General features: G+C 67.2%; 19 protein-coding genes. 15 read left to right on the top strand and 4 right to left on the bottom strand.

What is annotated here, in order from left to right; genetic code table 11:
* Positions 1-64: 64 nt before the first annotated feature.
* Positions 65-1684 (bottom strand): phosphoenolpyruvate carboxykinase, encoded by a 1620-nt coding sequence (locus GGR47_RS12130; protein WP_221204753.1) that lies wholly within the window; start codon positions 1682-1684, stop codon positions 65-67.
* 177 nt (positions 1685-1861) lie between these two features.
* Here GGR47_RS12130 and GGR47_RS12125 point away from each other — a divergent pair, with 177 nt between their 5' ends.
* From GGR47_RS12125 to GGR47_RS12095, 7 genes are all read left to right on the top strand, one after another.
* A complete protein-coding gene (locus tag GGR47_RS12125) occupies positions 1862-2569 on the top strand; it encodes a response regulator transcription factor (RefSeq protein ID WP_183949548.1) in 708 nt (235 codons plus the stop codon).
* Positions 2538-4136, top strand: coding sequence for a sensor histidine kinase (locus GGR47_RS12120; RefSeq protein WP_147036828.1), 1599 nt, complete (start codon positions 2538-2540; stop codon positions 4134-4136). Before GGR47_RS12125 ends, GGR47_RS12120 begins: the two co-directional genes overlap by 32 nt.
* A gap of 5 nt (positions 4137-4141) precedes the next feature.
* Positions 4142-4576: an HPr kinase/phosphorylase gene (locus GGR47_RS12115; RefSeq protein ID WP_147036827.1), complete on the top strand. Its 435-nt coding sequence runs from the start codon at positions 4142-4144 to the stop codon at positions 4574-4576.
* Positions 4577-4616: 40 nt separating this feature from the next.
* Positions 4617-5525: an RNase adapter RapZ gene (gene rapZ / locus GGR47_RS12110; protein WP_147036826.1), complete on the top strand. Its 909-nt coding sequence runs from the start codon at positions 4617-4619 to the stop codon at positions 5523-5525.
* Between the two features lie 14 nt (positions 5526-5539).
* Positions 5540-5947 (top strand): PTS sugar transporter subunit IIA, encoded by a 408-nt coding sequence (locus GGR47_RS12105; protein WP_017978863.1) that lies wholly within the window; start codon positions 5540-5542, stop codon positions 5945-5947.
* A complete protein-coding gene (locus GGR47_RS12100) occupies positions 5944-6219 on the top strand; it encodes an HPr family phosphocarrier protein (protein WP_017978864.1) in 276 nt (91 codons plus the stop codon). Before GGR47_RS12105 ends, GGR47_RS12100 begins: the two co-directional genes overlap by 4 nt.
* A gap of 150 nt (positions 6220-6369) precedes the next feature.
* A complete protein-coding gene (locus GGR47_RS12095) occupies positions 6370-7170 on the top strand; it encodes a TrmH family RNA methyltransferase (protein WP_147036825.1) in 801 nt (266 codons plus the stop codon).
* A 111-nt stretch (positions 7171-7281) separates the two neighbouring features.
* Here the strand turns inward: GGR47_RS12095 and GGR47_RS12090 are convergent, their stop codons facing one another.
* A complete protein-coding gene (locus GGR47_RS12090; RefSeq protein WP_147036824.1) occupies positions 7282-7512 on the bottom strand; it encodes a hypothetical protein in 231 nt (76 codons plus the stop codon).
* Between the two features lie 10 nt (positions 7513-7522).
* A complete protein-coding gene (locus GGR47_RS12085) occupies positions 7523-9112 on the bottom strand; it encodes a DNA recombination protein RmuC (RefSeq protein WP_147036823.1) in 1590 nt (529 codons plus the stop codon).
* 218 nt (positions 9113-9330) lie between these two features.
* On the opposite strand from GGR47_RS12085, the gene GGR47_RS12080 reads away from it, so the two are divergent.
* The 4 genes from GGR47_RS12080 (at position 9331) to GGR47_RS12065 (ending at position 14266) form a co-directional block, all read left to right on the top strand.
* On the top strand, positions 9331-10110 hold the full coding sequence (locus GGR47_RS12080; protein ID WP_147036830.1) for an SGNH/GDSL hydrolase family protein: 780 nt from the start codon (positions 9331-9333) through the stop codon (positions 10108-10110).
* Positions 10107-12422, top strand: coding sequence for a glycoside hydrolase family 31 protein (locus GGR47_RS12075; RefSeq protein WP_147036822.1), 2316 nt, complete (start codon positions 10107-10109; stop codon positions 12420-12422). The genes GGR47_RS12080 and GGR47_RS12075 overlap by 4 nt, the downstream gene beginning before the upstream one ends.
* Before the next feature lie 70 nt (positions 12423-12492).
* Complete coding sequence (locus GGR47_RS12070) at positions 12493-13638, top strand: endo-1,4-beta-xylanase (protein ID WP_147036821.1); 1146 nt, start codon at positions 12493-12495, stop codon at positions 13636-13638.
* Between the two features lie 46 nt (positions 13639-13684).
* Entirely contained in the window at positions 13685-14266 is a 582-nt protein-coding gene (locus GGR47_RS12065) for a hypothetical protein (RefSeq protein WP_244305183.1), read from the top strand.
* A gap of 86 nt (positions 14267-14352) precedes the next feature.
* On the opposite strand, the gene GGR47_RS12060 is transcribed toward GGR47_RS12065, so the two are convergent.
* Complete coding sequence (locus GGR47_RS12060; protein WP_147036820.1) at positions 14353-17802, bottom strand: TonB-dependent receptor; 3450 nt, start codon at positions 17800-17802, stop codon at positions 14353-14355.
* A gap of 245 nt (positions 17803-18047) precedes the next feature.
* Between GGR47_RS12060 and GGR47_RS12055 the strand changes: the two genes are divergently transcribed.
* Genes GGR47_RS12055 through GGR47_RS12040 form a run of 4 tightly spaced genes read left to right on the top strand, consistent with a single transcriptional unit; the run spans position 18048 to position 24383 of the window.
* Entirely contained in the window at positions 18048-19568 is a 1521-nt protein-coding gene (locus GGR47_RS12055) for a tryptophan halogenase family protein (protein ID WP_183949547.1), read from the top strand.
* Positions 19565-21028: a tryptophan 7-halogenase gene (locus tag GGR47_RS12050; protein ID WP_244305063.1), complete on the top strand. Its 1464-nt coding sequence runs from the start codon at positions 19565-19567 to the stop codon at positions 21026-21028. Before GGR47_RS12055 ends, GGR47_RS12050 begins: the two co-directional genes overlap by 4 nt.
* The gene (locus GGR47_RS12045; RefSeq protein ID WP_147036208.1) at positions 21025-22572 is read left to right on the top strand and encodes a tryptophan halogenase family protein; all 1548 of its coding nucleotides are present in this window, start codon (positions 21025-21027) and stop codon (positions 22570-22572) included. Before GGR47_RS12050 ends, GGR47_RS12045 begins: the two co-directional genes overlap by 4 nt.
* Entirely contained in the window at positions 22569-24383 is a 1815-nt protein-coding gene (locus GGR47_RS12040) for a glycoside hydrolase family 9 protein (RefSeq protein WP_147036207.1), read from the top strand. The genes GGR47_RS12045 and GGR47_RS12040 overlap by 4 nt, the downstream gene beginning before the upstream one ends.
* Positions 24384-24387: the final 4 nt, after the last annotated feature.

The raw sequence follows: 24387 nt of genomic DNA, 5'->3' as shown, positions 1-24387 counted from the left end.
GAAAGTCCTGCGATGATCGCATGACAGCGCAGCGAGCCCCTCCGGACCCGCGGCGCGATGCGCGTCAGGCGGCTTCGGTCGCCTTCACCTGCGGCGCGGACTGACGAACGCCCTCGTCGACATGGTCGGCGAATTGCGCGAAATTCTCGACGAACAGGTCGACTAGACGCGCGGCGGTCGCGTCATAGGCGTCCTTATCCGCCCAGGTGCTGCGCGGATCGAGGATGGCGGCATCGACGCCCGGCACCGCAACCGGCACCTGGAAGCCGAAATTGGGATCAGTGCGGAACTCCGCGTCCTTCAGGCTGCCGTCGAGCGCCGCGTTGAGCAGTGCCCGCGTCGCCTTGATGGGCATGCGGTTACCAACGCCGTACTTGCCGCCGGTCCAGCCGGTGTTGACCAGCCAGCAGTCGACGCCGCCCTTGGCGATGCGCTCCTTGAGCAGATTGCCGTAGACCGACGGGTGACGCGGCATGAACGGGGCGCCGAAGCAGGTCGAGAAGGTCGCATCCGGCTCGGTCACGCCGATCTCGGTCCCCGCCACGCGGGCGGTGTAGCCCGACAGGAAGTGGTACATCGCCTGATCCGGCGTCAGCTTCGCGATCGGCGGCAGCACGCCATAGGCATCCGCCGTCAGCATCACGATGTTCTTGGGCACCCCCCCCATATTCTCTTCGGAGGCATTGGGGATGAAGTCGATCGGATAGGCGCCGCGGCTGTTTTCGGCGAGGCTGTTGTCGTCGAGGTCGAGTTGGCGCGTGACGGGGTCCATCACCACGTTTTCCAGCACCGTGCCGAACCGCTTGGTGGTCGCGAAGATTTCCGGCTCGGCATCGGCCGACAGGCGGATCATCTTGGCATAGCAGCCGCCTTCGAAATTGAAGACCGCCGTGTCGGACCAGCCGTGTTCGTCGTCGCCGATCAGCGTGCGGCTGGCATCGGCGCTCAGCGTCGTCTTGCCGGTGCCCGACAGGCCGAAGAACACCGCAGTCGAACCATCCGCGCCCATATTGGCCGAGCAGTGCATCGGCATGACGCCGGTCGTCGGCAGCAGATAGTTGAGCAGGCCGAATACGCTCTTCTTCATCTCGCCGGCGTAGCGCGTGCCACCGATCAGGATCAGCTTTTCGGTGAAGTTGACCGCGATCACCGTCTCGCTGCGCGTGCCGTGACGGGCGGGGTCGGCGCGAAAGGTCGGCAGGTCGATAATCGTGTATTCCGGCTGGAAGTCGCGCAGCTCATGCTCTTCGGGGCGGACCAGCATCGTGCGGATGAACAGATTGTGCCAGGCGAGTTCGTTGATGACGCGCACGCGGACGCGGTTTTCGGGCTGCGATCCGCCGTACAGATCCTGGACGAACAGATGTTCCTTGCTGCCCAGCGCGGTCAGGAAGTCCGCCTTCAGCGCGGCGAAATGCTCCGGCGTCATCGCCTTGTTCGACTTGCCCCACCAGACGGTGCCGTCGGTTTCGGCATCGCGAACGATGAACTTGTCCTGCGCGGACCGGCCGGTGTGAGCGCCGGTTTCGACCACCAGGGGTCCGTCGGCGCTGAGCTTACCTTCGCCGCGCGCGACGGCGGCCTCGACCAGCCGCGCCGTCACCAGGTTCCAATGCAGGTCGGCGCGCGTCTCGATACCCTGTGCGGCAAGACCCGCGTGCGGAATGCGCTCGTTCACAATCATCCTCCCATGACTCGCCACGGCCTGCACATCCTGGGGAGGGGCTGTGCGCACGCCGCTGATGTCCCATCATATAGGACACGGCGTTTAACACGTCAAACACTTGCCGCAGGGGCAGGTGTTGAGCCGCGGCGCGCTTTGCCCTAGGCCACACCATATGGATCGAAGGCGCCCCCGAGCATGACCGCGACGATCGCGCTGGTCGACGACGACCGCAATATCCTGACGTCCGTGTCCATCGCGCTGCAGACGGAGGGGTTCCTGACCCGCGTCTATTCGGATGGCGAGACGGCGCTGAAGGCCCTCACCGACAACCCGCCCGACCTTGCCATCTTCGACATCAAGATGCCGCGGATGGATGGCCTCGAGCTGCTTCGGCGATTGCGCGAGAAGAGCCAGATTCCGGTCATCTTCCTGACCAGCAAGGACGACGAGCTCGACGAGGCGCTCGGCCTGGCGATGGGCGCGGACGATTATATCGCCAAGCCCTTCAGTCAGCGGCTGCTGATCGCGCGCATCCGCGCGATCCTGCGCCGGACCGAGGCGGTGGCGAGCCCCGCCGAGGAGGGCGACCCGACGGCGGCGGCCCCGCTCATCCGCGGGCGCCTGTCAATGGACCCGGCGCGGCATCGCACCACCTGGGACGATGCGCCGGTCACGCTGACCGTCACCGAATTCCTGATCCTCGAAACGCTCGCGCAGCGCCCCGGGATCGTGAAGACGCGCAACCAGCTGATGGATGCCGCCTATCAGGACGACATCTACGTCGACGATCGGACGATCGACAGCCACATCAAGCGGCTGCGCCGCAAGTTCCGGCAGGTCGATCCCGAATTCGACGCCATCGAGACGCTGTATGGCGCCGGCTACCGCTTCTCCGAAGAGTGAAGGCAGCGACCGGCGACGCGAGGCGAGCGACCTTGCGCTCCGCTGGTCGGGCCAGATCTCGCTCACCCGCCGCATCCTGGCGGTCAACATCTTCGCGTTGCTGTTGCTGGCGGGCGGGTTCTTCTACCTCGATTCGTACCGCAGCCGGCTGCTCGATGCGCGGGTGGCGCAATATGTCCGCGAAGGCCGGCTGATCGCCGAATCGCTGGCGATGGTGGGGCCGGAACAGCGGGACGATCTGATCACGCGACTGGCGCGAGACACGGGGGCGCGGCTGCGTATCTTCGATGGTGGCGGGCGGACGATCGCCGACAGTCGCGACCTCGGCGTCCGCAACGCCGTGCTGCTCGACCCGGACAAGCAGGCGTGGAACCAGAGCGTCGCCCGTTTCCTCGACGCGGCGATCGATACGATCGTCGGCGCGGTCCGCCCACCCTTGTACCGCGAGCGCGGAGACGGGCGCGAATGGCCGGACGTTTCCGTCGCGGCAGCGCAGAGCAAGGTCTCGGGCAGCATCTGGCGCGCGCCCGATCGCACCCCGGTCATCACCGTCGCGGCGCCGCTGCCCGGCAGACGCGTGGTCATGAGTACGATCAATGCGCGCGACATCACGCAGACGGTGCGGATCGAACGGTTCCGGCTGAGCATCGTGCTGCTCGTCGTAACGCTCGTTTCGGTGCTGCTCTCGCTGTTTCTGGCACGCACGATCGTGCGGCCCTTGCGTCGGCTGGCGCGGGCGGCGGTGCGGGTGCGGCTGGGACGCGCGCGCGAGGTCGTGGTGCCGCGCCTGCCCTCGCGCCGCGACGAGATCGGCAGCCTCGCTCGCGCCCTGTCCGACATGAGCCTCGCACTCCGCGCGCGGATCGATGCGACGGAGGCGTTTGCGGCCGACGTGACGCATGAAATGAAGAACCCCCTCGCCTCGCTGCGGTCGGCTGTCGAAGGGCTGGGGCGGGTGAAGGACCCCGAATTGCAAGCCCGCCTGCTCGGCATCGTGCGCGACGACGTGCACCGGCTCGATCGACTGATCACCGACATTTCCGAGGCATCGCGCCTCGATGCGCAGCTCAGCCGCGCGCATTTCGAGCCGATCGATGTCGCCGCAATGATCCATGCGCTCGTCGCCCAGCGCATCGAGCGCGTCGTGGAGCGACACATCCGGTTGCGGGTCGACGATGATGGCCAGCCGCTGGTCGTGCTCGGTGAGGGCGCGCGGTTGGAGCGGGTGTTCGAAAATCTGATCGAGAACGCGTTATCCTTCTCGCCCGACGGTGGTCTCGTCGCCATCGCCGCGGCACGAGGCGACGAAGACATCGTCGTCCGCGTCGAGGACGAAGGCCCCGGCGTGCCCGAAGAAGCGCGCGAGGCGATCTTCCGCCGCTTCCAGTCGATCCGGCCGGAGAGCGAGGCGTTCGGCCAGCATAGCGGCCTGGGCCTCGCCATTGCGCGAACCATCGTCGAGGCGCATCAGGGCAGCATCATCGTCGAATCGCGCGAAGACCGGCTGGCGGGCGCGCGTTTCGTCGTGCGCCTGCCGATCGCCGGCGCGCCATCTGCGGCGGACTGAGCATCATGACCATCCTTTCGTCAGAAATGCTGCACGCGACCAGTGTCGCGATCGATGGGCATGTCGTGCTGATCCAGGGCGTGTCCGGCATTGGCAAGTCCGATCTGGCGCTGCGCCTGATCGATCGCGGCGCCGTGCTGGTCAGCGACGATCGCACTTTGGTGGTGCGGCAGGGAACCGCCCTGCTCGCGCGGGCGCCGGACACGATCCGTGGCCGGATCGAGGTCCGGGGCCTCGGCATCGTCAGCCTGCCACAGGTCAATGACCTGCCGGTCGCGCTGATCGTGCACCTGGGCGGCGAGCCCGATCGCATGCCCGAGCGGCGACAGCGGCTGCTCGCGGGGATCGCCGTCCGCGAGCTTTCCTTCGACGCACATCACGCCTCGACCCCGCTGAAGATCGAATGGGCGGTCCGCCAACCCGGCGCGACGCCGGCGTGACACGCCCCCTCCCCTCCGCCCGCATTGCAGGGACGTATTGATGACCAAGGACATTCTGCTCGTCACCGGCCTGTCGGGTGCGGGCAAGTCGACCGTGCTGAAGACGCTGGAAGACCTGGGGTGGGAGGTGGTCGACAATCTGCCGCTCGCCCTGCTGGACCGCCTGCTGGAAGCGCCGCTGGCGCAGGGCTCCGCGGATGGCTCGCAGCCGCTGGCGTTGGGTATCGGTGCGCGGACGCGCGACTTCGACCCGAAACGGATTATCGAGCGCATCCGCGCGCTGCGCGAAGGCCATGGGCTCGATGTCGGCATGCTGTTCCTCGATTGCGCGGGCTCCGAGCTCGAGCGACGCTATTCGGAGACGCGACGGCGCCATCCGCTGGCACCGGACCGGCCGGCGAGCGACGGCATCGCTCGTGAGCGCGAGCTGCTGGCGCCGCTGCGCGAATGGGCGAATCGGCTGATCGACACCACCGACCTCAGCGCCAACATGCTTGCGCAAAAGGTGCGGTCGACCTTCGCGGTGTCGGGCAGCGACGCGCCGGTGCTGTCGATCCAGTCGTTCGGTTTCGCCCGCGGCATCCCGCGCAACGCCGATCTGGTATTCGACATGCGCTTCCTGCGCAATCCGCACTGGGACCCCGTGCTGCGTCCGGGCACCGGTCTGGACGCCGACGTTTCCGCTTATGTTGCGGCAGACCCCGCCTATCCCGCCGCGATGGAGCAGATCGGCAGCCTGCTCGAACTTCTGATCCCGCGCTATCGCGCTGAGGGGAAAGCCTATGTCAGCGTGGCGATCGGCTGCACTGGCGGGCGGCACCGTTCGGTGCATGTCGCGGAACATCTCGCTCGACGGTTGCGCGACGCGGGTTTTTCGCCCACCATCACGCATCGCGACCTGGGGGCCGCACCGCAGGACTCGCTCGAGGGGCCGCCGGCCAGCAAATGAGTAACGTAACCGATATGATTGGCCTGGTTCTGGTGACGCACGGACGGCTCGCCGAAGAGTTCGTGACCGCCATGGTGCATGTCGTGGGGCCGCAGGAGCGGATCGCCACCATCTCGATTGGTCCCGACGACGACATGGAAGAGCGCCGCGCGGATATCGCTGCGGCGATCGCGGCAGTCGATACGGGGCGCGGCGTGATCGTATTGACCGACCTGTTCGGCGGAACCCCCTCCAACCTCGCCATCTCGCTGATGACGCGCGGGCATGTCGAGGTGATTGCGGGGATGAATCTGCCGATGCTGATCCGACTGGGGTCGGCGCGCAAATCGATGAAAGTCGTCGAAGCGGTGGCGGCGGCGCGCGAGGCGGGACGCAAATATATCTCGGTCGCATCCGAGGTGCTGGGCGAGGCGGCGGCATGAGCGCCGGCATCGAGCGCACCGTCCTGATCACCAACAAGCGCGGACTGCACGCGCGGGCGAGCGCCAAGTTCGTGACCCTCGCCTCCAGCCAGCCGGTCGAGGTGCAGGTGCGCAAGGACGATGGCGCCGTCACCGGCACGTCGATCATGGGGCTGATGATGCTGGGCGCCGCCAAGGGCGATTCGATCACGATCAGCGCGGCGGGCGACGGGGCCGAGGCGGCGGTGAGCGCCTTGTGCGAGCTGGTCGAGGCGAAGTTCGGCGAAGACTGAGCGGGGCGGCCACCGCATTTCGGGTGGCGTTCCGTCTAGGGCAGCGCCGCGGCAAAGCCGCGTCGTCGGACGCGGCTGTCGGCCGCGCCGGCCGGGCGTGTCGCTTTTGCCTTGCGTCAGCCTGCGGCTGGCGCGAAGGCCCGACACGCCATGCCCCGAGAGATTACCGCCTTTTCCAACCCGCTGGTCAAATATGCCCGCGAGCTGCGCGACAAGAAGCACCGGCGCGGCGCGCGGCAGTTCATGGCCGAGGGCCTGCGCATCCTGACCGAAGCGCGCGAGACGGGCCGCCTGCCCCGCATCCTGTTCTACGCGGCGGCCAATGCCGACCATCCGCTGGTCCATGCCCTGTCGATCGACGTCGAGATGGCGGGCGGCGAGTCGATCCAGACGACGCCCGACATCCTATCCAAGCTGTCGGGCAAGGATAACCCGCAGGCCGTCGTCGGGGTGTTCGATGAGTTCGATCGTACGCTGGCCGACCTCGACCGCAACAGTGCGGGCATCTGGCTGGTCGCCGAGCGGCTGCGCGATCCGGGCAACCTGGGCACCATCCTGCGCACCGCCGATGCGGTGGGGGCCGGCGGGCTGATTCTGATCGGCGAATGCGTCGATCCCTTCTCGGTCGAGGCCGTCCGCGCGAGCATGGGGGCGCTGTTCACCGTGCCGGTGGTGCGGAGCGGTTGGGAGGAGTTCCTCGGGTGGCTGCGGCAGGGGCCGGGACAGCTGGTGGGACTGAGCCTCGACACCACCCACGACTATCGCGGCGCACATTATGCAGCGCCGACGTTCCTGCTGACGGGCAATGAGGCGCAGGGGATGCCGGCGGACTATGCCGCGGCGTGTGACCTGCTGGTCAAGATCCCCATGCTGGGCAAGGCGGACAGCCTGAACGCCGCGGTTGCGACGGCGGTAATGGCCTATGAGGTGCTGGCTCAGCAGAGCCGGTGATTGCCCATTTTTGCAGCAATATGAACACCTTGGCCAAAACGATCGGGGCTGATTGTTCCGATTGCTTTACCTACGCCGCCCGCAGAAAGGCCGCAGGGTAGAGCAAGCCATTTATCCGCCGATCATGCCACTGACGCGCACCGCGCCGCCGTCGTTGAAGACACGGCCGGATACCATGCCACTGATCCGGGCGCGGGCACCCTCTTCGACATAGATGTCGCCCGCGACCATGCCGCTGATGCGGACGTCACAGCCGGCACGGATGACGACATCGCCCGCGACCATGCCGGCGATGCGGCCGTCCTGATCCATCACGATATCGCCGGCGTGCATGCCCTTCATCGCGGGTTCCTCATTCGGCTGCGTCGGGAAGGCGCAGTACGTCGTCTCCATAGCGCGCCAAAGCCTCGACCGGTTCCGCAACGCCGATCTCGCGCGCGCCGGGTTCGATGTTGAGGTCGCGGAACTTGCGTGCGGACACCAGAGCACGGCTCTCAAAGCTCGACACGAAGCTGTTGTAATTGTTCACTGCGGTGGTGAGGCCGCTGCCGACCTTGCGCAGATCCTCGCCGGCCTTGGCGAGACGGTCGTACAGCTCCTTGCCCAGCGCGCCGATCGCCCGGGCTTCGCTGGCGAGCTTTTCCTGACGCCAGACCGCAGCGACGGTGCGGGCGATGGCGATGAGGTTGGTGGGGGTGGCGAGCAGGACCTTCTTGTCGAAGGCATAGTCCCACAGGCCTGCATCATGCTCGAGCGCTGCGGAGAGGAAGTGTTCGCCGGGGACGAACATCACGACATATTCGGGCGTATCGTCGAACTGCGACCAATAGGCCTTGGCGCTGAGGCCATTGATATGCGCGCGCATCGAGGCGGCATGGGCGGTGAGGCCGATATGGCGCTCGTTCTCGTCGACCGCGCCGAACGCGTCCTGATAGGCGTTGAGCGACACCTTGGCGTCGATGATGAGCGACTTGCCGCCGGGTACGCGCACGATCGCGTCGGGGCGCAGACGGCCGCCCTCCCCGTCCGCGACGCTGACCTCCATCGCGAAATCGGTATGCTCGGCAAGGCCGCAGGTTTCGAGCACGTTGCGGAGCTGCTGTTCGCCCCAGCGACCGCGGGCCTTGGGCGCGTTGCGAAGCGCGTTGACGAGCTTGGCAGCTTCGCCCGAGACGCGTTCCTGACCGAGACGCATCTGCTCGATCTGGCCCTTGAGGTCGCCGAAGGCGTCGCGGCGCTCGGCCTCGACCTTGGCGACGCCCTCTTCATAGCGCGCCAGGCGGTCGTTGACCGGCTGGAGCAGCGACTTGAGGTTGCTGCCGGCGAGTTCTTCGGACTGGCGGAAACGGGCCTCGGCGCGGTCAAGGAACGCCTTTTGGGCGTCGGTCAGCGCCTTGTTGGCGAGATCGTTGAACTGCCTCGCCATCAGCTCCTTCGCCTCGCGCATGTCGGCGAGGCGGGCTTCGAATGCCTCGCTCTGTGCCTGCATCGCGGCAAGATCGGCGCGGGCGGCATCGCGATCGGCGCGGATCGTCGCCAGTTCGCGGCGGAGCAGGTCGGCCGCGGCGAGGCTCTGATCGATCTGGGCGCGGAGGTCGATCAGCCGGACCTCCGCGGCCTCGACCTGCGCGCCGGCGGCGGCAAGGTCGGCGCGTGCCGCGTCGCGGTCGCTGCGGACGGCGAGAAGTTCGGTACGCAGCGAATCGGCGGTGGCGATGCGATCGTCGACCTGGGCACGCAAACCGGCGAGTTCGCGCATCGCGTCGTTGCGTTCGCGCTCCACCGCGTCACGCGTCCGGGCGACGAGCTCAGCGTCGGCGACCCTGCTCTGCGCGACCGCCAGATCGGCGGCGAGCCGGCCGCTGCGACGGGCCGCCAGCAGCCAACCGATCAGCAGGCCGGCGGCAAGCGCGAGAATGGCAACGACAAGCAACTGGTCCACGAACGTCCCTTCGAAAGGTCACAAAAGTCACGCCGAAGAGGGTGTTTTTCCGTGACGATCCCTTGGCCTATGCCAGGAACATAGATCGAACGAAGCGTGTAGGACAGCCCCTTTTTCAATCCGACCGGCTGACAGGTTGGACTCGCGCGACCGGGCGGCTACGATAGCGCTCACAAGAGGTAGGGGAGAATGTCGTGGGCAGTGGTTGGCTGGGTATCATGGGCGCCGCGGTGCTGGTGTCGGGCGCGGTGCCCGCCGCGGCACAGGTCAGCGCCGCCGTCGATCCCTTTGCAAGCGACCCGACCGGGATCGTCGCCGATCCCTGCCCTGCCCATCCCAAGGTCGGCTGGACCGAGCAGCAGCTGCACAATCTGACCCGCGATTTCGGGCAGCTATGCCGCTATCGCGCCGCCAATGCCGCGCTGAAGGAACGGCCGCGGGTCGTGTTCGCGGGGGATTCGATCACGGACAATTGGATCAATTTCGATCCTGCCTTCTTCAGCGACGGCGTGATCGATCGGGGGATCGGCGGGCAAACGTCGCCGCAGCTGCTGGTCCGCTTCCGCCAGGACGTGATCGACCTGCACCCGCAGGCCGTCCACATCATGATCGGCACCAACGACATCGCCGGCAACACCGGTGCGGCGACGATCGAGACGGTGGAAGGGCATATCGCGAGCATGGCGGAGCTGGCGCGCGCGCATGGCATCCGGGTGATCCTTGCCTCCGTGCCGCCGGCGGGCGCCTTCCCCTGGGCGAAGGACAAGCAGCCGGTGCCGCAGATCGCGGCGCTGAATGCGTGGATCCGGGACTATGCCCAGCGCGAGGGGTTTACCTATGTCGATTATCATCCCGTGCTGGACGACGGGCACGGCGCGATGAAGCCGGGGCTGGCGAGCGACGGCGTGCATCCGACGGCGGCGGGCTATGCGGCGATGCGGCCCGTGGCCGAGGCGGCGATCCGCCGGGCGCTGGGCGAACGGGGAGCGGGCCGATGAAGCGCCTCGCCCTGATCGCCGCTCTGCTGGCCGGCAGCGCGCCTGCCTATGCACAGCGGCTGGCGACCGTGGAGCGCCATGGGGCGCTGGTGTCGGTGGAGCCCTACGGGCCGGGGATCGTGCGCGTGACGATCGCGACGGATCGGGGCCAAGCGGAAGGCCTGCCGGGCTATGGCATTTCCGGCAAAAGCGATGCCGCGGGCTGGACCCGACAGCAGGGTAGCGACGGCGGCGACGTCTTCGCCTCGGGCGACCTGCGCGTCACCGTGGCGGCGCAACCTTGGCCCAAGCCTCCGAGCCAAATGGAACGCTACTTCGCTCCGTCCCTGCCGCCCGTGTCGATCCGCTTCGACCGTGCCGACGGCACGCCGCTGACCGCGATGACCGGGTGGGAGATGGCGCCGCATGACGTGACGGGCGAGCATACGTTCCGCGTCGGCGCGACCTTCGCGGACACGCCCGACACGCATTATTACGGTCTGGGCCAATATCAGGACGGCGTGCTCGACCTGCGCGGGCGGACGATCGACTGCCGCCACGATTACGATCGCCCCGCCGGCGAAGCGGTGTGCGTGCCGTTCATGGTGACGGACAAAGGCTATGCGATCCTGTGGGACAATCCGTCGGCGACGATCGTCTCGCCCGGTTTGCACAGCCAGACGCATCTGCAATCCAACGTCGGCGAGCGCGTGTCGTTTTTCGTCATCGCCGGGCGCACCAGCGACGATCTGTATGCGGGCTATGCCAGGTTGACCGGCGCGACGCCGCTGCCGCCCAAATCGGCGTTCGGCCTGATCCAGAGCAAGGCGCGCTACGAGACGCAGGCGGAGCTGACCGCGGTGGCGGACGGGTATTGGCAGCGCCGCTATCCGCTCGACATCATTGTGCTCGACTGGTTCTACTGGACCCGGATGGGGCAGATGGACATCGACCGGACGGCGTTTCCCGATCCGGTCGCCATGAACGCCCATCTAAAATCGCAGGGCGTCCGCAGCATCGTGAGCATCTGGCCGCGGTTCGAGAAGGAGAGCCGCTGGTTCGACACGCTCGCTGCCAAGGGCTGGCTGCTGAAGGACGCGGAGGGCAAGCCGGTGGACGGGCTGCCGATCCGGTCGGATCGCGCGGGCGCGCTGATCGACAGCACCAATCCGGATGCGCGCGCTTGGTATTGGGGCAAGATCCGCGACGATATCTTCAGCGCAGGCTTCGACTTCGCCTGGCTGGACGAGACCGAACCCGATCTGGTGCCGGACGGCTTCCACTATGCGATCGGCACGGGCGATCGCTATCACAACGTCTTTCCGCTGCTGCATACGCTGAGCGTCGCGGAAGGCTCGGCGCGCGACCGGCCGGATATGCGCAACCTGATCCTATGCCGGGCGGCGTATCTGGGGACGCAGGCGAACGGCTGTCTGTTCTGGTCGTCGGACGTGCGATCGACGTGGGAGGCGTTGCGGCGGCAGGTGCCTGCGGGTCTAGGCATGACGGCAAGCGGGATCGCCTATTGGTCGAGCGATACGGGCGGGTGGCAGTGGCCCAACGGCCCGGCGGCGCAGCGCCCCGTGCTGATCGATCCGGCGGGGGCGACCGCCATGGCGCCGTCGTATCGCGACTATCCCGAGCTGTTCGTGCGCTGGCTCCAGTATAATGTGTTCACGCCGACGCTGCGCATCCATGGCCAGCGACCGGCGACGGCGATCTGGGATTATGGCACGGCGGCCGAACCGGTGCTGGCCGCCTCGCTGCGGCTGCGGTACGAACTGCTGCCCTATATCTATGCGCTGGGACGCCAGACCAGCCTGACCGGCGCACCGTTCATGCGGGCGCTGTTCATGGACTTCCCCAACGACGCGGCGGCCAAGACGCTGGGCGACGAATATATGTTCGGCCCCGCCCTTCTCGTCGCGCCCGTCACCGAACAGGGCGTGACCAGCCGCCGCGTCTATCTGCCCGCCGGGACGGACTGGTACGATTTGTGGACGGACAAGCGCCACACCGGCGGCCAGTGGATCGATGCGGCGGCGCCGATCGACCGCATCCCGGTGTTCGTGCGCGCCGGATCGATCCTGCCGATCGGGGATCAGGTGCAAAGCGCCGCCCGCGAGCAAGGGCTGGCCAAGGTGCGCGTCTATCCGGGGCGGGACGCACGCTTCACGCTGTATGACGACGACGGGACGACCAACGGCTGGCGCACGGGGGGCGGACGCAGCGCGACATTGGTGTGGGACGATGCCCGCGGCCAACTGTCGGTGGAGGGACGGCTGCCGACCGGGCAGGCGCTCGATCCGCTGGTCATGGTGATCGGGCGGTAGCACCGCTGCGTCCTTGACGGCAGCGTTAGCGAGGCCAATGATAGCGATAACGAAAGTTGGAGAGGCTATCATGGCACCGCCGTCGCGACGCGATGTTTTGGGAGGCGCGGCGCTCGCCGTCGCCGGCATGGCGGCGCCGGCTGCATGGGCCGCGCACCCCGCCGACAGTCTGGAGGCGATCGCCGCGCGCAAGGGGCTGCGCTTCGGATCGGCGATCCCGTGGCAGCCGGGCTCGCCGCCGGGCCTGCCGGTCCGCGACCCGGCCTATGCGCAACTGATCGCCCAGCAATGCGGGCTGGTCGTCGCCGAAAACGAGATGAAGTGGCAGCGGCTGCGCCCGGCGCCCGACGTGTTCGACTTCGCGCCCTTCGATACGATCGTCGCTTGGGCGGAGCGCAACGGCTTGGCGGTGCGCGGGCACAATCTGTTGTGGCACCAGCCGAAATGGCAGCCGAAATGGCTGAACGCCTATGATTTCGGCAGCCGACCCCGCGCCGAGGGCGAACGGGTGCTGACGACGCATATCCGCACCGTGCTCGGTCGGTATGGCGGTACAATCCGCAGCTATGATGTAGTCAACGAGGCGGTCGATCCGGCGGACGGCCACCTGTACGAGACCGCACTGTCGAAGGCGATCGGCGGCGCGGAGCCGACGCTGGACCTTGCCTTCCACACCGCGCGCGCAGCCGCGCCGGGCGCGCAGCTGGTCTATAACGATTATATGAGCTGGGAACCGCACAACGAGGCGCATCGCGCGGGCGTGCTGCGGCTGCTCGAGGGGTTCAGGCGGCGCGGCGTGCCGGTGGACGCGCTGGGCGTGCAATCGCACCTCATCACGCAGAGCACGGACGCCCGCGCTGATGTTGGGCGGTTGCAGGGTGAGTGGCGGCGCTTCCTGGATGCGGTGACGGGGATGGGCTATGCGTTGCTGATCACCGAGCTCGACGTGCGCGACAACAACCTGCCTGCGGACATTGCGGTGCGGGATCGTGCGGTGGCGGACTTTACCCGCGGCTATCTGGACGTGACGCTCGCCTATCCGCAGCTGCGCGATGTGCTGGTGTGGGGCCTGAGCGATGCGCACAGCTGGATTCCGGGGTTCGAGCCGCGCACCGATCGTGCCGCGCGGCGCCCGACCCCGTATGATGCCGCATTGCGGCCGAAGCCTATGCGCACCGCCATTGCGGACGCTTTTAGCGCGGCGCGTCCGCGCTGATCCGTTTCCGGACCGGCATGGAGCCGGCCGGCCATACAGGGAGACGATGATGAAGGCTATGTTCGCAGCGGCGCTCGCCATGGTGCCGCTGAGCGCCGTGGCGGCGGGACAACAGGCGGCGCCGGCACAGGGGAGCATCTTCGACAAGACGATCAATCAGCCGGGCATCGGGTGGAGCGTCTATGGTCCCGGCCAGACCGCCAAGCAGGTGCCGGCGACGGACGTGCCCGGCGGCGCCGCCGTACGGGTGCAGGTGAGCAAGGCGGGGGCGAACGTGTGGGACGTCGGCGCGACCTATCCGACGATCAAGCCGATCGCGGCCGGCGATACGCTGCTGGTGATGGTCTATCTGCGCGCGCCGGATGCCAAGGACGGCGCGACTGTGCCGATCCCCGTCAACGTCGGCGGCGCCGATGCCCCCTACCCGCAGATCATCGGCGAGACGGTGAATGTCGGCGCGGGGTGGAAGCGCTATTTCGTGTCGGGCGTGTCGAACCAGGCATTCGCGGCGGGCAAGGCGCGGATCGGCGTACAGCTCGCCGGAGCGAAGCAGGTGATCGAGGTGGGGCCGGCGTTCCTGCTCGATTTGGGCGCCGGGTTCGATCGATCGAAGCTGCCGCACAACTGACGGATACGAAAAAAGGCCGGCACCTCGATCACGAGGAACCGGCCCGGCGAGGTGGAGGCGGCGGGCATATCCCGCCGCCTTTTTCGTCAGAAGTTGCCGCGCAGGATGAACGAGAAGCGGCGGTCGTTCATGAAGTAGGAACGCGGGGCGAGCTGGGCGGGATCGCCCGTATACGCCTGCAATGTCTTGGTGACGGTGTTGGTCAGGTTCACGCCCTGCACGCCGATCTTGATCGCCTTCGTCACGTTCAGGAACGCAGACGCGTCGAGCTGACCCGAGGCGTCCTGGAAGATCGACGTATAGGGGAAGATCACGTCCGCCGCGGTCAGCAGATATTTCGAGCGCCAGTTGTAGGCGGCACGCAGCGAGATCGGCCCCTTTTCGTAGAAGAGCGTCGCGTTGACGTTGTGCTTCGACAGACCCTCCAGCGGCAGGCTGCCACGCACCGTCTGCGCGGCCACGTTCGTCACCGGCGCACCGCCGTTGAGGAACGAGTTCGGCAGGCCCGAGCTTTCGATATACGAATAGTTGCCCGTGAAGCCGAAGCCGTTGAGGAAGCCGGGCAGGAAGCTGAACGTCTGCTGGTAAGCGACCTCGACACCCTTGATCTTGCCGTGACCGTTATAGTTCGCCGGCCCGCGGGTCAGCAGCGGGAACGTGACGCCATTGTTCTGGAGCGGCAGGCTGACCACCGACTGGTAGAAGAAGTTGGACACGTCCTTGTAGAAGGCGTCGACGGTCAACGACCCGACCTTCGAGAAGTACCATTCCGCCGTTGCGTCGAACTGCCATGCCGTTGCCGGCTTCAGATACGGATTGCCGACCGTGCTGAGGAAGTTGCCGTTGCCGTCGATCGTGATCTGCTGGAAGTTGCGGATCAGCGCTGAATCCGGTCGCGTCAGCACCTTCGATCCGGCCAGACGCGCGATCAGGTTTCGCGTCAGGCCGAACTTCAGGTTCACGCTTGGCAGCCAATAGGTGTAGCTGTTCTTCGCTTGGTTGTAGAGGTTGACCGAGTTCACACCGGCGAACTGCTGCAGCAGCGCATAGCCCGTCGGCCCCAGGTTGCAGACACCGCCAGGCGTGCTGGGCGTCGCACCGGGAGGGGCACCGGCAGGGGGAGCCGCGATGGCGCAACGCGAACTGTACGGGTTCGAGATGTTCAGCGTCGCCTGGTTGGGCACCGTGGTCGTCCCGAACGAGTCCAGACCCGTGCGGACATAGCGGACGCCGGCGTTGCCGCTGAAATCGAGACCGCTGCGCGACTTGAACGAGATCATCACATAGGCGGCGGTATCGCGCTGATGCACGCGCTGAATTTCGCTGGGCAGATAGGGCGTGCCCGCCACGACGCCCGGACGCTCGGCGAGCGGCAGCCACTGCTGCTGCGTATTGCCGTTCTGGTTGCGCGACACGGCTTCCACCTGCTTCAGGAAGTTCACCGCCGTGCCGTAGCCGTTGATCATGTCGCCATTGTAGAAATAGGCGCCCGGCGGCGAGTTGGTGGCTCCGCGGAAGAAGTTGGGGAAGGTGTAATATTGCGCCTGGTTGCCGCCGTATTGGTCGAGCGTGACCGGATAATTGCCCGCCCAGATTTCGCTGAGCATGCCCCAGTTATACGTCGAATACTTCACATTCTGGTCACGGTCGGCATAGCGTGCGCCGAAGCGGGCCTTGTTGAAGAAGCTGTCTTCGGCGAAATCGTAGGTCACGTCCGCCTTGAACTGATATTCCTGACCGACGCTGTCTTCGCTGTGGTCCATCGCGGCGCGCCAATATTGCGCGCGGGGATCAGCAAAATACTGGGCGTCGGTTTCGCCCGCGAGGATCGTATTCGCCGGCTGCGCCCAGCTCGCCGACAGCGTGTTCGGCTTGTGCGAAATGACGCTGGGCAGCTTGCCCGTCAGGTCCAGCTCCTGATCGGCGAAGGTCGCGCCGAAGATGCTCAGGCTGTAGTTGTTGTGTTCCGACCGCGTATAGTCCGCATCGAGGTTGATCGACCAACGCTCGGCCGGATGGATTTCGGCGTTGAGGCCGTAATCGCTGACGAGGTTGCGATCGTAGGTCTGCCCGCGCGCGAGCTGGAGCTGCGCACCACCTGTCGGCAGGAAGGTGGTGGCCGGCGCGCCGCTACGGCTGGTGCGATAGCCGGTGCCCGGCGACGTGATGTAGCCGCTTTGGAACAGTCCGTTCGAATCGTAGACGTAATTCTTGAACTGGCCGACCGGGCATTCCGCCCGCACCGTGCCGTTGCCGTTGTACAGCGGGCCGTCGTTGTTCTGCACGCAGCCGACCGGGAAGGTGCTGTATTCCGACAGATCGGGCGCCGCTTCGAACGTGTGCTCATCCGTCGTGTTGGTGGTGTGCGACCGCAGATATTGCGCGGTCAGCAGGAAGGACTTGTCGCGCGTTTCGAACTGCGCGGCCAGCGCGATGCCGTCGCGCTTACGGTCGAATTCCTGCGTGCGATACTGGCCGCCGAGCGGCGCATAGGCCTTGGGCAGCAGATCGGCGAAGCCATCCGCCCCCGCCGTCGATGCCGTGCCGCACGCTGATCCGGCCGGCGGCAGCGTCGTCGTGTTGCTGTTGCTCGGCAACGGGTTGCGGCAGACGAGCACGCCATTGCCGTTCTGGAAGGGCACCTGCGTGTTATCGCGTGTCTGGAAGTTGGTGATCTGCACGCCATCGGCGCGGCTGCGGATGCGTGAATAGGATAGATCGCCCAGGATGCCGAACGTGCCGATACCGGTTTCGAAGGTGTCGCTGATCAGGATCGAGCCCGTCGGCGTCCACTTCTTGCGGAAATCGCCGTAATTCCCCTCCGCATCGACGCCCATGTGGAAGCCGCGATTGTCAAAGGGCTTGCGCGTGTTGAGGTTGACCGTACCGGCGAGGCCGCCCTCGATCGCGGCGGCGGTGACGTTCTTGTACACCTCGACCGAGCCGAGCAGTTCGGCGGGAACGTCCGAGAAGTTGAGCGACTGGCCACCGATGCCCGCCGCGAAGGCATCGCGGCCGTTGAATTCGGACCGAACGAAGTTGAGACCGCGGACGACGACGCCCGATCCTTCGACCGAGAAGTGGTCGGGATCGTTGGCGGCAGCGAATCGGCTGATCGACACGCCCGGCACGCGCTGCAGCGCCTCCGTGACCGAGCGATCGGGCAGCGCACCGATGTCGGTCGCGGTGATGGCATCGACGACGGTATCGGAATTGCGCTTGATGTTCTGCGCATTGGCGAGGCTCTGACGAATGCCGGTGACGACGATGTCTTCGGGCGATGCCGACGAATCGCTCGCCTGCGACGTCGCGGCCGGATCGACCTGTGCGCTCGCGGCGGGCGTGGTGGCCGACGCGGTGCCTGCGGTGCCGGTGCCGGCCTTCGCCGCGGTCGGGGAGGTTTGTTCGGTCTGCTCGACCGACTGCGCATGGGCGACGCCCGTCACGCTGGCGATGCAGAGGGCTCCCACCGAGGCGCCGCGCAGGAGGCGGACGAGCGATGCGGCAGTCGAATGCGATGGCGCGGTTGGGCGCATGGTGATCCTCCCCAATGAGCCGCACGGTTTCGAATCCGCGGGTCTCCTGTTCTATTTGTCTGAGCAGAGCCGCGTTCCGACTGCAATGGTTGCGGTAACGCCCGGTCTGGTGGCATTCTATTTTGTGTCTGGAGTGTGACGTTCGCGCAACATTGGCGCTTCGTCAGAACTGCTGTAGGACATTGATCAGACAAGACGTCGCATGAGTGGGAGCGCCACCATGCGGGTGTCGGGGAGGGATGAGGATGGCCGGGGAACGGCAACGGACGACCCGCGTGGTCATCGTGGGCGGCGGGACCGCGGGCTGGATGACCGCGGCGGCGATCGCGCGATTGCTGCCGCATCGCGCCAAGGTTCACCTGATCGAATCGGAGGCGATCGGTGTGGTCGGCGTCGGCGAGGCGACCCTGCCCCATATCCGCGCCTTCAACGAACGGCTGAGCATCCCCGAGGCGGAATTCATGGCGCGGACGCGCGCGACGTTCAAGCTGGGGATCGAGTTTCGCGACTGGGGTGCGATTGGCGACAGCTATATCCACCCCTTCGGTACGTTCGGCACCGGATCGGGCGCGGTCGATTTCCACCATTATTATACGCGACTGCTGCGCGAGGGCGCCGAGCTGCCGCCGCTCGACCGGCTGTCCTATGCCTGCGCGTTGGCGCGCGAGGGGCGGTTCGCCATGCCGGAGACGGACCGGCGGTCGCTCGCGGGGACGTTCGGCTATGCCTATCAGTTCGATGCGCTGCTCTTCGCGCCCTATCTGCGCGGCCTCGCGGAGGAGATGGGCGCGCGGCGGAGCGAGGGGATCGTCGTCGACGTGGAACGCGACGGCGAGAGCGGCGATATCGTCGCGGTGACGCTGGCCGATGGCACGCGGATCGAAGGCGACCTGTTCGTCGACTGCTCCGGCTTCCGATCGCTGCTGCTGGGCGAGGCACTGGGCGAGCCGTTCGAGGACTGGTCGCGCTGGCTGCCCGCCGATCGGGCGGTGGCGATGCCGTGCCGGACCGAGACGGCGGTGACGCCCTATACCAGCGCGATCGCCATGCCGGCCGGGTGGCGGTGGCGCATCCCGCTGCAACACCGCACCGGCAACGGCTATGTCTATGCCAGCGACTTCCTGAGCGACGATGCCGCCGCCGCGGCGCTGCGCGGCGTGGTGGAGGGCGAAGCGCTCGCCGACCCGCGGCCGCTGCGCTTCAAGGCGGGGCGGCGGCGGCACAGCTGGTCGCACAATTGCGTCGGGATCGGGCTGGCGAGCGGGTTTCTGGAGCCGCTCGAATCGACCAGCATCTATCTGGTGCAGCAGGCGATCACGTTGCTGATCGAGCTTTTCCCGGACGGGCGTACCAGCGCCGCGGATCGCGACGAGTTCAACCGCGTGATCGACCTGGAGTATGACCGGATCCGCGACTTCCTGATCCTGCACTATCACGCGACGACGCGGAGCGATTCGCCGTTCTGGGACTATGTGCGGACGATGCCGATCCCCGACAGCCTGTCGGAGAAGCTGGAGCTGTGGCGCCGGCGAGGGCGGGTGGTGAAATATCGCGAAGGCGTATTCCTCGATGCGTCTTGGATCGCGGTCTACATGGGCCAGGGCATCGTACCGGCGGGCTGGGACCCGCGAGCCGATGCGGCCCCCGACGGTGACCTGCGTCGTGGCATTGGCAGCCTTGCCGAACAGATTGCCGCCGACGTGGCCCGACGGCCGGGGCATCGCGCCTTTATCGATGGCTATTGCCCGATGGCGGAGGCGGCGTGACGCAGGACCGCGCCATTCGAAGCATTCTGGTGGCGGGGGGCGGGATCGTCGGCTGGCTGGCCGCGGCCGCACTGAAGCGGCGCGCGCCGTTTCTGGCGGTGACGCTGCTTGATAGCGCGCCGTCGCCGAATGCGCTGGCGGATCGGATCGCCTGTACCCTGCCCTCGCTCGCCGGTTTCCATGCCGATCTGGGCATCGGTGACGAGGATGCGGTGGTGCGGACCGGCGCCGGCTATCGATTGGGCACGCGCTTCATCGGGTGGGGACGCGAAGACGCAGACTATGTCCATGCCTATGATCATTATGGCCAAGCGTTTGGCGCGACGGCCTTCCATCTGCATTGGCTGCGCGCCGAGTGGGAGGGGGCGGTGCCGCGGTTCGATGCGTTCGCGCCCGCCGCCGCGCTCGGCCGGGCCGGGCGATACGCGCCGCCGACGCCGGGGACGATCTTCGCCCGGCATCAGGCTGGGCTGACGCTGGACCTGCCGCGCTACACGCGGATGATCCGGGCCTTTGCCGCGCATGTCGGCGTGGACGTGGTGGCGGGAGGGATCGGCGACATCGCGCGCGACGATCGTGGCGGGATCGCGGCGGTGGCGCTTGCCGACGGGAGAAGGCTGACAGCGGACCTGTACGTCGATGCGAGCGGGCCCGAGGCGCGGCTGCGCGATGCGATCGACACCGCGCGCGACGATTGGAGCGCGTGGCTGCCGTGCGATCGGGTGATGCTGGCCGATGGGCCGCCGGCCGAGCCGCCGCTGCTGACGCTCGTCACCGCGCATGCGGCGGGCTGGTCGTGGGATGGCGGCACGCAACGCGGTATCGTCTACGCCGCCGATCGGCTGGCCGATGACGACGCGGCGGCGTTACTGGGGGCGGCCGGTGCTGCGCGCGTCACGATCCGACCGGGGACGCGCCGGGAGCCATGGCGAGCCAATTGCGTCGCGATCGGCGACGCCGCGACGGCGATCGATCCGCTGGAATGGTGCAACCTGCACCTGGCGCTGAGCGCGATCGATCGCCTGATCACGATGCTGCCCGACCGGGACATGGCGCCGGTGGAGGCGACGGATTTCAATCGCCAGACGCTGGCGGAGGCGGAACGCGTACGCGACATGCTGGCGCTGCATTATCGCGCGACCGCCCGGCCGGAACCGATGTCGCGGGCGGTGGCCTCCGCGGCGGCGCCGGATAGCCTGGCCCATACCTTACGCCAGTTCGAAGAGCGCGGGCGCCTGCCCTTCTACGAAGAGGAAACGTTCACGCGCGACGGCTGGGCGGCGGTGATGATCGGTCAGGGGATACGCCCGCGGCGGATCGATCCATTGGCGGACGCCGTGCCGCTGGCCGACGCGCATGCGGCGATGCATGGCATCACCGACGCCATCGCGGCGGCGCTGCCGCACGCCCCCACCCATGCCGCCTGGCTCGCGGCGCAAGCGAGGCCCCTTGCCCGATGACTCTGCCCGTCCCCGACCATGCCATCCGCAATATCGTCATCGTCGGCGGCGGCACCGCCGGCTGGATGGCCGCCGCCGCGTTCTCGCGCCTGCTCAACACCGGCTATACGCGCGTGACGCTGATCGAATCGGAAGAGATCGGTACGGTCGGCGTCGGCGAGGCGACCATCCCGCCGCTGCTGAATTTCAATCGGATGCTGGGGATCGACGAAAACGAGTTCCTCGCGGCGACCGCAGGTACGTTCAAGCTGGGCATCGAATTTCGCGACTGGGGCGCGATCGGCGATCGCTACATCCATCCGTTCGGCACCTTCGGGCAGGATTTGCAGGGCATATCCTTCCACCAGCTGTGGCTGCGCGAGCGCAGCCGTCGGACGATACCTGACATCACCGCCTGGTCGATGAGCGCGCAGGCGGCAGCGCGCGGGCGGTTCGGCCGGGCGCGCGAGGATGCGCGCTCGCCGGTGCGCGAGCTGTTCTACGCCTATCACTTGGATGCCTCGCTCTATGCGCGCTATCTGCGCGGTTACGCCGAGCGCGGCGGGGTGACGCGGATCGAGGGGCGGATCGTCGACGTCCGGCTGCGGGGCGAGGATGGCTATGTCGAGGCGCTGACGCTCGCCGACGGGCGGCAGGTGGCGGGCGACCTGTTCATCGACTGTTCCGGCTTTCGCGGGCTGTTGATCGAGGAGGCGCTGCACACGGGCTATGAGAGCTATGCGCAGTGGCTGCCATGCGACCGCGCGGTGGCGGTGCCGTGCGCGCTGCCCAATGCGCGGGAGCCCGATCCGTACACCCGTGCCACCGCCCGTGCGGCCGGCTGGCAGTGGCGTATCCCGTTGCAGCACCGGATGGGCAACGGCTATGTCTATTGCAGCGATGTTCTCTCCGACGAGGCGGCGGAGTTCGATCTTCTCGCCAGCCTCGAGGGCGGGCCGCTGGGCGATCCCCGCCGGCTGCGCTTCACCGCGGGACGGCGGCGGCAGAGCTGGAACCGCAACGTCATCGCGCTGGGGCTGTCGAGCGGCTTTATCGAACCGCTCGAATCGACCAGCATCCACTTGGTCCAGGCGGGCATTCAGCGGATCGTCGCGATGTTCCCCGACACGCGCTTCGACCCTGCCGAACGCGACGAATTCAACCGCCAGCTGCACGATCTGTACGAGGATATCCGCGACTTCATCATCCTGCATTATGCCCAGACCCGGCGGACCGACACGGCGTTCTGGGATCGCGTCCGCACCATGCCGCTGCCCGACAGCCTGACCCGCAAGCTGGACCTGTGGCGCGGTAAGGGGCGGCTGTTCCGCGAAGGCTATGACCTGTTCAGCGTGCCGAGCTGGGTCGCGGTGTGCCTGGGCCAGGGGCTGGTGCCATCGACCTGGGAGCCGGCCGCGGACGCACTGGACGAAACGTTGGTCGCCGAGGCGATAGAGACGATGCGGCGCGGCTATGCGGACACCGCCGAGCGGCTGCCGACGCATGGCGATTTTCTGCGGATGGTGGCCCCCTCCCCGCTCGCCAATTGGGGGCAGACCCGATGAGCAAGGCCTGGGCGCTGCTGTTACCGCTGGCGCTGGCAAGCGCGGCGTCACCGCCACCGCCACCGCCACCACCGCCGGCGGTGCATCTCAACCAGATCGGCTTTCGCCCCGACACGGCGAAATGGGCGATCCTGTCAGACGATGCCAAGGCGCCGCTGCCGTGGCGCGTCGTCGATGCAAGCGGCAAGGCCGTGGCGGAGGGCAAGACCCGGCCGTTCGGCGGCGATGTGGCATCGGGCGATCACGTCCATCAGATCGACCTGAGCGCCGTGCGGGTGCCCGGCACGTATCGGCTGACGGTGGATGGCGTGACCAGCCATCCTTTTACGATCAAGGCCGACACCTATGCGCCGCTGGCGCGCGCGGCGCTCAACTTCTTCTACCAGAACCGCGCCGGCATCGCGATCGACGCGCGCTATGCCGGTGGTCCGCAATGGGCGCGCGCGGCGGGGCATCCGCATGAGGTTGCGACCTGTTTTGCCGGGCGCGACACAGCCGGCACGGTCTGGCCCGGGTGTCGCTACACATTGGACGTGACCGGCGGCTGGTATGATGCGGGCGATCACGGCAAGTATATGGTCAACGGTGGCATCGCGCTGTGGACGTTGCAGAACCTCTACGAGGTCAATGCCGCGGCCCCGCCGTTCGCTGATGGCAGCGCGATGCTGCCCGAGGCCGGCAACGGCATCGACGACCTGCTCGACGAAAGCCGATGGGAGATGCGGTTCCTGCTGGCGGTGCAGGTGCCGGATGGCACGCAACTGGCGCTGCCGGTCGGGCCGCAGCCACGCCGGCCGATGACTCTGACCAACGTCGATGCCGGTGGCATGGCGCATCACAAGGTCGCCGATCGCCACTGGACCCCGCTGCCGACCATCCCCGCCGAGGATCGCGAGGAGCGGTTGCTGTATCCGCCGAGCACCGCCGCCACGCTGAACCTAGCGGCCACCGCCGCGCAATGCGCGCGAATCTGGCGGGCGATCGACAAGGCCTTCGCGCATCGCTGCCTCGTGGCGGCGGGCAAGGCCTATCGAGCAGCGCTGCGCAACCCGGATATCTATGCCGCACAGGATTTCGAGGGCAGCGGCGGCTATGGCGACACGCACCTCGACGATGAGCGCTATTGGGCGACTGCTGAGCTGTATGCGACGACCAAGATGCCAGAGCTGGCCGAGGCGCTGCATCGCATGCCGCTGCATGCCGCACCACTGTGGGGCGAGGCCGGATGGGCCAACGTCGGGACGCTAGGGACGATCACGCTGGCGACCGCCGATGGCGTCCCCTTGGCCGAACGCGATGCGGCGCGGGCAAAGCTCGTGGCGCTCGCCGACGCATTCCTGGCGGAGCGGGAGCGGTCGGGATATCACCTGCCCTATGCAACCACCGACTATGTCTGGGGATCGAACGGCGCGATCCTGAGCCGTGGACTCATGCTCGCCCTGGCGGCGCGCTTTACCGGTGAGGCGCGCTATCGTGATGCAGTGGTCGATACCGCGGATTACGTGCTGGGGCGCAATCCGCTGGATCAGAGCTATGTCACCGGCTTCGGATGGAAGCCGATGCAGCACCCGCACCATCGCTTTTGGGCGCATCAGTTCGACGCGCGACTGCCGGGGCCGCCGCCGGGCGTGCTGAGTGGGGGAGCGAACAACACCTCCTTTGCGGATCCCGTGTCGGCCTCGCTGAAGGGGCGATGCGTTGCGCAGCGGTGCTGGCTGGACGATTCGCGCGCCTTTGCGGACAATGAGGTGGCCATCAACTGGAACGCGCCACTGGTCTGGGTCGCGGCGTATTTGGCAATGCCGCGCTAGGCAT

Source organism: Sphingomonas aquatilis, assembly GCF_014196115.1.
In the GTDB taxonomy this organism is placed as follows: domain Bacteria; phylum Pseudomonadota; class Alphaproteobacteria; order Sphingomonadales; family Sphingomonadaceae; genus Sphingomonas; species Sphingomonas aquatilis.
This window is presented reverse-complemented; position numbering and strand designations above follow the sequence as displayed.

What these genes read in the sequence shown, in the direction of transcription:
- GGR47_RS12130 (WP_221204753.1), bottom strand. Translation starts at nt 1,684, where the DNA reads ATGATTGTGAACGAGCGCATTCCGCACGCGGGTCTTGCCGCACAGGGT.
- GGR47_RS12125 (WP_183949548.1), top strand. Translation starts at nt 1,862, where the DNA reads ATGACCGCGACGATCGCGCTGGTCGACGACGACCGCAATATCCTGACG.
- GGR47_RS12120 (WP_147036828.1), top strand. Translation starts at nt 2,538, where the DNA reads ATGGCGCCGGCTACCGCTTCTCCGAAGAGTGAAGGCAGCGACCGGCGA.
- GGR47_RS12115 (WP_147036827.1), top strand. Translation starts at nt 4,142, where the DNA reads ATGACCATCCTTTCGTCAGAAATGCTGCACGCGACCAGTGTCGCGATC.
- rapZ (WP_147036826.1), top strand. Translation starts at nt 4,617, where the DNA reads ATGACCAAGGACATTCTGCTCGTCACCGGCCTGTCGGGTGCGGGCAAG.
- GGR47_RS12105 (WP_017978863.1), top strand. Translation starts at nt 5,540, where the DNA reads ATGATTGGCCTGGTTCTGGTGACGCACGGACGGCTCGCCGAAGAGTTC.
- GGR47_RS12100 (WP_017978864.1), top strand. Translation starts at nt 5,944, where the DNA reads ATGAGCGCCGGCATCGAGCGCACCGTCCTGATCACCAACAAGCGCGGA.
- GGR47_RS12095 (WP_147036825.1), top strand. Translation starts at nt 6,370, where the DNA reads ATGCCCCGAGAGATTACCGCCTTTTCCAACCCGCTGGTCAAATATGCC.
- GGR47_RS12090 (WP_147036824.1), bottom strand. Translation starts at nt 7,512, where the DNA reads ATGAAGGGCATGCACGCCGGCGATATCGTGATGGATCAGGACGGCCGC.
- GGR47_RS12080 (WP_147036830.1), top strand. Translation starts at nt 9,331, where the DNA reads ATGGGCGCCGCGGTGCTGGTGTCGGGCGCGGTGCCCGCCGCGGCACAG.
- GGR47_RS12075 (WP_147036822.1), top strand. Translation starts at nt 10,107, where the DNA reads ATGAAGCGCCTCGCCCTGATCGCCGCTCTGCTGGCCGGCAGCGCGCCT.
- GGR47_RS12070 (WP_147036821.1), top strand. Translation starts at nt 12,493, where the DNA reads ATGGCACCGCCGTCGCGACGCGATGTTTTGGGAGGCGCGGCGCTCGCC.
- GGR47_RS12065 (WP_244305183.1), top strand. Translation starts at nt 13,685, where the DNA reads ATGATGAAGGCTATGTTCGCAGCGGCGCTCGCCATGGTGCCGCTGAGC.
- GGR47_RS12060 (WP_147036820.1), bottom strand. Translation starts at nt 17,802, where the DNA reads ATGCGCCCAACCGCGCCATCGCATTCGACTGCCGCATCGCTCGTCCGC.
- GGR47_RS12055 (WP_183949547.1), top strand. Translation starts at nt 18,048, where the DNA reads ATGGCCGGGGAACGGCAACGGACGACCCGCGTGGTCATCGTGGGCGGC.
- GGR47_RS12045 (WP_147036208.1), top strand. Translation starts at nt 21,025, where the DNA reads ATGACTCTGCCCGTCCCCGACCATGCCATCCGCAATATCGTCATCGTC.
- GGR47_RS12040 (WP_147036207.1), top strand. Translation starts at nt 22,569, where the DNA reads ATGAGCAAGGCCTGGGCGCTGCTGTTACCGCTGGCGCTGGCAAGCGCG.